The 8,059-nt window shown below is 73.8% G+C and carries 9 protein-coding genes and 2 pseudogenes; 5 read left to right on the forward strand and 6 right to left on the reverse strand.

Annotation, left to right across the window (positions count from 1 at the left end; all coding sequences use genetic code 11):
* From ACOJTC_RS23010 to ACOJTC_RS23020, 3 genes are all read right to left on the reverse strand, one after another.
* Positions 1–1,188, reverse strand: a 1,188-nt coding sequence (locus tag ACOJTC_RS23010) for a bifunctional transcriptional activator/DNA repair enzyme AdaA (protein WP_420118447.1), incomplete at its 3' end; no start/stop codon positions are given.
* A gap of 111 nt (positions 1,189–1,299) precedes the next feature.
* On the reverse strand, positions 1,300–1,887 hold the full coding sequence (locus ACOJTC_RS23015) for a hypothetical protein (protein WP_420118448.1): 588 nt from the start codon (positions 1,885–1,887) through the stop codon (positions 1,300–1,302).
* On the reverse strand, positions 1,884–2,393 hold the full coding sequence (locus tag ACOJTC_RS23020; RefSeq protein WP_420118449.1) for a SigE family RNA polymerase sigma factor: 510 nt from the start codon (positions 2,391–2,393) through the stop codon (positions 1,884–1,886). The genes ACOJTC_RS23015 and ACOJTC_RS23020 overlap by 4 nt, the downstream gene beginning before the upstream one ends.
* 143 nt (positions 2,394–2,536) lie before the next feature.
* On the opposite strand from ACOJTC_RS23020, the gene ACOJTC_RS23025 reads away from it, so the two are divergent.
* From ACOJTC_RS23025 to ACOJTC_RS23045, 5 genes and pseudogenes are all read left to right on the forward strand, one after another.
* A complete protein-coding gene (locus tag ACOJTC_RS23025) occupies positions 2,537–2,998 on the forward strand; it encodes a hypothetical protein (RefSeq protein WP_420118450.1) in 462 nt (153 codons plus the stop codon).
* Between the two features lie 70 nt (positions 2,999–3,068).
* The gene (locus tag ACOJTC_RS23030) at positions 3,069–3,803 is read left to right on the forward strand and encodes a Type 1 glutamine amidotransferase-like domain-containing protein (protein WP_420118451.1); all 735 of its coding nucleotides are present in this window, start codon (positions 3,069–3,071) and stop codon (positions 3,801–3,803) included.
* A 58-nt stretch (positions 3,804–3,861) separates the two neighbouring features.
* The gene (ychF, locus tag ACOJTC_RS23035) at positions 3,862–4,947 is read left to right on the forward strand and encodes a redox-regulated ATPase YchF (protein ID WP_420118452.1); all 1,086 of its coding nucleotides are present in this window, start codon (positions 3,862–3,864) and stop codon (positions 4,945–4,947) included.
* Positions 4,948–5,014: 67 nt separating this feature from the next.
* Positions 5,015–5,497, forward strand: a pseudogene (locus ACOJTC_RS23040) (GNAT family N-acetyltransferase); the annotation flags it as partial.
* Positions 5,498–5,849: 352 nt separating this feature from the next.
* Positions 5,850–6,317: a GNAT family N-acetyltransferase gene (locus tag ACOJTC_RS23045; protein WP_420118453.1), complete on the forward strand. Its 468-nt coding sequence runs from the start codon at positions 5,850–5,852 to the stop codon at positions 6,315–6,317.
* Positions 6,318–6,374: 57 nt separating this feature from the next.
* On the opposite strand, the gene ACOJTC_RS23050 is transcribed toward ACOJTC_RS23045, so the two are convergent.
* The 3 genes and pseudogenes from ACOJTC_RS23050 to ACOJTC_RS23060 form a co-directional block, all read right to left on the reverse strand.
* Positions 6,375–7,103, reverse strand: coding sequence for a class I SAM-dependent DNA methyltransferase (locus tag ACOJTC_RS23050; protein WP_420118454.1), 729 nt, complete (start codon positions 7,101–7,103; stop codon positions 6,375–6,377).
* A 200-nt stretch (positions 7,104–7,303) separates the two neighbouring features.
* Positions 7,304–7,810, reverse strand: coding sequence for a GNAT family N-acetyltransferase (locus ACOJTC_RS23055; protein ID WP_420118455.1), 507 nt, complete (start codon positions 7,808–7,810; stop codon positions 7,304–7,306).
* Positions 7,811–7,890: 80 nt separating this feature from the next.
* Positions 7,891–8,059: pseudogene (locus tag ACOJTC_RS23060) on the reverse strand (hypothetical protein); the annotation flags it as partial.

Below are 8,059 nucleotides of genomic sequence, written 5' to 3' on the forward strand. Positions count from 1 at the left end.
ACCCCCGCCCGCTTCGGCGGGCCCGCCCGCTTCGGCGAGGTGATCAAGAGGTTTGCGTCGCCGGGAAGCGCTCTCCGTGACGCAAGCCTCTTGATCACCGGGGCCAGGGCCGGGGCCGGGGCCGGGGGCGAGGCGGGGGAGGGCGGCTGGGCGGGGAGTGTGGGTGAGGAGGCGGGTGAGGGTGGTGCGGGCGGCGGACAGGGAGACCTGTTGGCCGATGATGGCCCGTAGCGCCATCTCGAAACCGTCCACCGCCCGGGGCACCCGCACGCCGGGTTCGGCGACGACTATCCCCGCCAGGGCCGGATCGGCGGCCAGCGTCTGGTCGACCGCCTCCGGATCGGCGTCCAGGTCGAACAGGCGACGGCAGCGGGCCACCGCCGGGGCCAGGTCCCGCAGGTCGGCCAGGCGCAACGTCGCCACGACGTACCCGGTCGTCGGCGTCAGCGCGATCTGCGCCGGGCCGTGCGGCAGCCGCAACCCCCGGCGGTACGTCCCGTCGCGCACCTCCTCCAGCCCGGGCAGCGTCCGGGCGGCCAGGAACCCCAGCAGGGCGGCGGCATGCAGCGGCGGCCGGTACGCCAGCCGCAGCGTGATCGTGCCCGCCCCGCCAGGCGTCGGCGGGCCGCCCCGTCCGGTACGCAACTGCGACGGCACCGTCCCGTACACCTGGCGGACGGTGTCGTTGAACTGCCGTACGCTGCCGAACCCGGCCGCGAACGCCACCTCCGCGAGGCCCAGCCCGGTCGTCTCGATCAGCGTCCGGGCGGTCTGGGCGCGTTGGGCCCGCGCCAGCGCCAGTGGCCCGGCACCCAGTTCCGCCCGGAGCATCCGGTGCAGGTGCCGTTGCGTGTAGCCCAGCCGGGCGGCCAACCCGGGTACGCCGTCCCGGTCGACCACCCCGTCGGCGATGAGCCGCATGGCGCGACCCACCACGTCGGCGCGGACGTCCCACTGCGGTGAGCCGGGCGCGGCGTCCGGCCGGCACCGGCGGCAGGCCCGCAGGCCGGCCCCCTGCGCGGCGGCTGCCGACGGGAAGAAACGGACGTTACGCCGCTTCGGCGTGATCGCCGGGCAGGACGGCCGGCAGTAGATCCCGGTCGACGTGACGCCCGTGTAGAACCAGCCGTCGAACCGCTGGTCACGGCTGTCCACGGCGCGGTAGCACCGTTCGAAGTCCAACTCCACGCCACCGATCATGCCCGCAGCTCACCGGCGGTGGCTCGCGGGAATCGGACCTGAGCGTGCGGGCGGCGGTGACCTCCCCACCCCGGCCGTCCCGGGGTGGGGAGGTGGTGCTCAGCGCGCGGGAACGGGGCCGGTCGCGGGCCCCCGGTCGACGGGCGGTGCGCTGCGGGCGGGCGCCGGTGCGGTGACCGGCCCGGTGCGCGGTCCGTCGACGCGTGGCGCGGGCGACGCCGGAACGGGCGGTGCGGGTACGGCGGTCGTCGCCGGAGCGGGCGACGCGGGGATGGCGGGCGGTGCCGGAGTGGACGGCGCAGGCGACGCGGGCACGGCCGTCGGGGCCGGCTTGCCCGGCGATGCGGGAATGGTGCTCCGGGCCGGTGCCGGCGCGCCGCGGCCGGTCCGGACACCCTGGTCGACGGGGGGTTCGGTCACCGCTGCCGGGACGGGGGCGGCGGGCGGCCCGCTCGGCGTCGAGGCCGGTGCGGCGGGCGGGGCGTCCCCGCCACCGCTGGCGGCCATCGCCAGCGGGGTGGCGATCAGCATGGCGGCGAGGACCCCCGCCGCGCTCATCGTGATCGTGACGCGGCGGCGGGACCGGGCCCGGCGTTCCGCCCGGTTCAGGTGGTCGTGCACTGTCGGTGCCTCCTCGGCGAGGTCGGAGAGGGTGGCGCGGATGAGGTTCTCAAGGGGCGTGGTCACCGCCGTACCTCCAGCAGTTCGATGTCCGGCAGGAGTTGCCGCAGCCGGGCCACGGCCCGGTGGGTGCGGCTGCGCACGGTGCCGACCGAGCAGCCGAGCGCGGCGGCCACCTGGGTCTCGGTCAGGTCCTCGTAGTAGCGCAGGACCACGACCGTGCGCTGGGCCGCCGGCAGCGCGCGCAGCGCGGCCCGCATCGCCAGCCGTACGTCGGTGCCGCCGAAGAGGTCCGGTCCGGCCCGGTCGTCGACGCCGGTGAGCAGCGTCTCCCGGTACCGGCGCAGCCGCCGCCACCAGCTGACCTGCTCCCGGTACATGACCGTGCGCAGGTAGCCCTCCGGGTCGGTATGGCGCAGGTCACGCCACCTCGGAATGGTCTTGGCCAGCGCCGACTGGAACAGGTCCTCGGCGGCGTGCCGGTCCCCGGTGAGCAGGTACGCGACCCGCATCAGGGCCGGTGCCCGGCTGGCCACGAACTCGGCCAGCCGGGCCCGATCGTCCTCGTCCACCCACCCTCCCCGTCGTTGTCTGTCACCGATACAGACGCCCCAGCTCACCCCGCCTATCCCGGTCGCCGGGATCAGTTTCCGGCTCGGAAAGTGTCGGTAGTGGTCGGTAGCGTCCCGGCACCAACTCCAGAAAGGGTGCGGCGATGGCGAGCGTGACCGGGCGGGGCGACCCTCGGTCAGGGCGGGGGCGGCTGGACGACGCCGCCGCGCAGGGCCTCTACGACCGGATGCGGGTGGTCGCGCCGGCCGCCTTCGGCGCGATCGAGCGGGACCGGGCCGACGATCCGGCACGGCCGTTCGCCGACACCGCCTGCGGCCGGCTCGTCGGCTCCCTCGACGCGGCCGGCCTGCGGGCGCTGGGCATGTGGGCGCACCACTGGTGCATGCGGTTCTACGACGACGACACCCGGGTCGGCCGACGGCTGGTCCGGGAGATCGCCGGCCGCCGGGCACTGGGCTGGACGGCCGACGAGGTGCGCTGGATGCTCGGCGAGTCGGAGCGGGCCGGCCCGAGCGCCCGGGACCGGCTCACCCTGCCGCTCGCGGCGGCCGGCGAGCTGCCCGGGGTGGCCGACGGCGGGGCGGGCTGGCGACTCGCCGGGTGACCCCGGTCGGCGGGCCGGGGGACGGCGGTGGCGCAGGATGGCAGCGGAGCCAGCCGCAGAAAGGACAAGCATGCCCGCTATCGAGCCGACGATCGTCGCCACCAGCATGGGTTTCGCCAGCCGCAACCGGGGCCCGTGGGACGCCGCCCCCGGGCCGGTCTTCGACCTGATGGCCGGGCTGGCGCAGGCCGACGAGCCGCGGATCTGCTACCTCAACCAGGCCGTCGGCGACCAGCCCACCGCGCTGACGGTCTTCCACGGCGCGTTCGCCGGCACCCGCTACCGCCCCTCGCACCTGGCGCTGTTCCCGATGCCCAACGTCGAGGACGTCCGGGCACACCTGCTCGGCCAGGACATCATCTGGGTCGGCGGCGGCAGCGTGGCCAACCTGTGCGCGGTGTGGCGGGTGCACGGGCTGCCGGAGATCCTGCGGGAGTGCTGGGAGGCCGGGGTGGTGCTCGGCGGGGTCTCCGCCGGTTCGATCTGCTGGCACGTCGGTGGCCCCACCGACAGCTACGGCCGGGAGTTGCGCGCCTACAACGACGGCCTGGGCTGGCTGCCGTACGGCAACGGGGTGCACTACGACAGCGAGGCGCAGCGCCGGCCGCTGCTGCACCGGCTGGTCGCCGACGGCACGCTGCCGGCCAGCCACTGCACCGACGACGGGGTGGGGCTGGTCTACCGGGGCACCCGGCTGGCCGAGGCGGTCGCCGACCGGGCCGGGGTGGCCGCGTACGAGGTGGTGGCGGACGGTGCCGGTGGGGTGCGGGAGACCCGGATCGAACCCCGGTTGCTCACCGCCTGAGCTGTCCCGGCGGTGCCGACGGGGTCGCCTGCCGGGTGACGGCGTAAGCTGGCCCGTCGTGAGTCTCACCATCGGCATCGTCGGCCTGCCCAACGTCGGCAAGAGCACCCTGTTCAACGCGTTGACCAAGAACGACGTGCTCGCGGCGAACTACCCGTTCGCCACGATCGAGCCCAACGTCGGGGTGGTGGGGCTGCCGGACGCGCGGCTCGACAAGCTCGCCGAGATCTTCTCGTCGCAGAAGGTGCTGCCCGCGCCGGTGTCGTTCGTCGACATCGCCGGCCTGGTCCGGGGGGCCTCGAAGGGGCAGGGCCGGGGCAACGCGTTCCTGGCGAACATCCGGGACGCCTCGGCCATCTGCCAGGTGGTGCGGGCCTTCTCCGACCCGAACGTGGTGCACGTCGACGGCAAGGTCTCGCCCGCCGACGACATCGAGACGATCAACACGGAGCTGATCCTCGCCGACCTGCAGACCCTGGAGAAGGCGCTGCCCCGGCTGGAGAAGGAGGCCAAGCTCCGCAAGGACCGGGCCGCCGCCGTGACCGCCGCGAAGCAGGCCGTCGAGGTGCTCGACGGCGGCACCACCCTGTACGCCGGGGCCGCCGCCGCCAAGATCGAGTTGGAGCACCTGCGGGAGCTGCACCTGCTCACCACGAAGCCGTTCCTCTACGTCTTCAACGTCGACGAGGCCGAACTGGGCAACGCCGTCTTCCTCGACGAGCTGCGCGCTCTGGTGGCCCCCGCCGAGGCCGTCTTCATGGACGCCAAGATCGAATCCGAGCTGGTGGACCTGCCCGAGGAGGAGGCCCGCGAGCTGCTGGAGTCGATCGGGCAGTCCGAGCCGGGGCTGGACCAGCTCGTCCGGGTCGGCTTCCGCACGCTCGGGCTCCAGACGTACCTCACGGCGGGGCCGAAGGAGGCGCGGGCCTGGACCGTGCCGGTCGGCGCGACCGCCCCGGAGGCCGCCGGGGTGATCCACAGCGACTTCCAGCGCGGCTTCATCAAGGCCGAGGTGGTCTCCTACGACGACCTGGTCGCGGCCGGTTCGATGGCGGCGGCGAAGGCCGCCGGCAAGGTCCGGATCGAGGGCAAGGAGTACGTCATGCAGGACGGCGACGTGGTGGAGTTCCGGTTCAACGTGTAGCTCCGGTCCACCGTCTGCCCGGCTGAATCGCGTTGTCGGGCCGGTCGACCGGTCCTACGGTGATCCGGTGACGATCCGAGACGCCGAGGACGGCGACTGGCCGGCGATCTACCCCTTCTTCAGCGAGATCGTGGCGCAGGGCCACTCGTACGCGTTTCCCGGGAACCTGTCCCTGGAACAGGCCCGCGGGTGGTGGATGGAATCGCCTCCGGGGCGCACCGTCGTCGCGGTGGACGGACCGACCGTTCTCGGCAGCGCGAAGATGGGTCCGAACCGGCCCGGTCGCGGCGCACACGTGGCAACGGCCAGTTTCATGGTCGACCCACGGCATTCCGGCCGCGGCGTCGGTCGCGCCCTCGGCGAGCACGTCGTCAGCTGGGCGCGTGCCGCCGGCTACCGGAGCATCCAGTTCAACGCGGTCGTCGAGTCGAACGAGGTCGCGGTCCGGCTGTGGCGTTCGCTGGGTTTCGAAGTGCTCGCCACCGTCCCCGAGGCGTTCGACCACCCCGAGCACGGCCTGGTGGGGCTGCACGTGATGTTCCTGGATCTGAGCGCTCCCGACCAACCGTCACGGTGTTCGGCGACGGCGATGCGGGCCGTCCTGCACCAGCCGTCGCCGCGGGGCTCCCGCACGCAGCTCGGCTGGCCCGGACTGCGCTGCGCCGCGTTGACGGAGTGCGACGGCGACGTCGGTGCGTTCGTGCGCGTCGGCACCGAACCGGTGCTCATCCAGAACGACCCGAGCTACGCGGACGCGGTGCTCGCCGACGGGCACGACTTCCTCTTCCAGGTCGACGAGGAGGGGTGGCCGGTGGCAGGCGAACTGGACGACGCCCGGGGTGAGCCGCGCGTCACCCCGTCGCGGGCAGCGGGCCGGGGCGGTGCTGGCCTACCGTGACGGCGTGGCGTTGCGACTGGAACCGATGACCGACGAGCAGTACCTCCGCTACCGGGACCACGCCGAGGAGGACTACGCGCGCAACATCGTCGCCTCCGGGGCGATGCCGCTGCCGGAGGCGCGGGAGAAGGCCCGGCAGGACTTCCAGGGTCTGCTGCCCGACGGCCTGGCCACCGAGGGGCACCGGCTGTGGACGGCGTACGACGGCGACGCCGAGGTCGGTCGGCTCTGGCTGCACCTGGAGCAGAAGTCCGACGGCCTGCACGCCTTCGGCTACGACTTAGCGGTGCGCGAGGAGCTGCGCCGCCAGGGCCACGGCCGGGCGATCATCGAGGCCGCCGAGCGGTTGTGCCGGGAGTTGGGGGTGGTCGCCATCGGGCTGAACGTCTTCGGCTTCAACACCGGCGCACGGGCGCTCTACGAGCAGATGGGCTTCGAGGCCACCGCCATCCGCATGATCAAACGGCTGTAGTACGCCGGCACACCCCGGGGTCGGGACGGTACGCCCCGACCCCGGCCGGTCCACCCCTCAGCGGCGGTAGACCGAGATGTGCGACGTGCTGGTGTCGTCGAACGGGTGCCGGTGCCAGTCGGCGTACCGCTCGACGAGCCGCAGGCCGGCCCGGTGGGCCAGCTCGTCGATCTGCTCCGGCCAGCAGTAGCGCATCGCGAAGGGTTCCAGGTGCACGCCGTCGCGGTCGAAGGTGATGGTCTGCCGGACGAAGGTCTGCGCCGCCCGGTCGTACTGGTGCAGCCGGATGGTGGCCGAGTCCTCGGTCACCGACCGCATCTGCACCTGTTCGTCCCGGTCGAAGGTGGCCGGGTCGGGCACGAACGCCTCGACGACGAACTCGCCGCCGGGGGCCAGCACCCGGGCCACGTTGCGGAGGCAGTCCTGCTGCCGCTCGGCACGGACCAGGTTGAACAGGGTGTTGAACACCAGGTAGACCAGCCGGTACGGGCCTGTCACCGGCACGTCGGCCATGTCGCCGACGGTCACCGACATGCCGTCGCCGCCGGGCTTGGCGCGCAGCTTCGCCACCATCTCCGGTGACGCCTCCACCCCGTCGACGGGTACGCCCCGGGCGGCGAGCGGCAACGCCACCCGACCCGTCCCGACGGCGAGTTCGAGCACCCGCCCGTCGCCGGCCCGCTCGGCGAGGAAGTCCACCGCCGGGCCCGGGTCGGGGTTGCCGGGGCTGTCGTACCTGTCGGCCCACATCCTGCCGAAGTGGCCCGGATCATCGAACACCGACATCAGCGACCCCCGTACGGGGTGCCGGCCGGTCTGGTGTCACCGGCGCATGGTCGCGCCGTCACTGCCGTGGTGGTGCTGGTGGTCACGAAGCCTCGATTCCCGCTGCTCGTCGATGGTGGGCGCCTGGGTGGACCTCGTGGCGTACGACATGTCGTCTGCTCCCTCCGGTCGGCTTCGTCCCCAGCCAAGCAGCGGGCCGGTCAGCGGGGCAACCCGGTTTCCCGGCGGGTCAGGTCGAGCGTCCAGTGCCGGGTGCGGATGACCCGGTCGTTGAACTCGACGTCCTCCTCGCCGAGCAGGCTGAACCCGAGCGCCCGGCAGATCGCGTTCGACGGCCCGTTGGTGACCGCCGGGAAGGCGTGCACGGTGTCCGCCCGCCCCTCGGTGCGGGCCTGGTCGAGCAGCGCCCGGACGGCACGTTTGGCCAGGCCCCGGCCCTGGAACTCGGGCAGCACCATCCAGCCGATCTCGGTGACCGCCTCGTCGTCCGGCCCGCGCCAGAGGGTGACGGTGCCGGCGACCGCGTCGTCCACCACGATCATCTTGATCAGCGCGACGCCGTCGGCGGCGAGTCGGGCGTCCCGGCGGACCTGCCGGGCCACGTGGGCGGCCGGCAGCGGTCCGCCGAGTTCGGCCATCATCGCCGGGTCGCAGCGCATCCGCTGGTACGCCTCGACGTCGGTGGCCAGCACGTCACGCAGGAACACGCCGCACCCGCTCCCGCCGGCCACTGTGGAGACCCGTCCGCATGCGCCCGAGTATTCCAAAGGCCGACCCGCCGCGGGGGTCAGGCGGGGCGGGCCGGGGCGAGGGACCGGGCCAGCCGGGCGAGGCCGTCATCGCCGTGACCGGCGGCGATCGCCTGCTCGACGACCGACCGGGCGGCGCGCAACACCCCGGAGTCGATCCCGTGGGCGTCGGTGGTCGCGATGACGTGGCCGAGGCCCGCGCCGGCC

The sequence above is a fragment of the Micromonospora sp. genome (genome assembly GCF_048594385.1).
GTDB lineage: Bacteria > Actinomycetota > Actinomycetes > Mycobacteriales > Micromonosporaceae > Micromonospora > Micromonospora wenchangensis.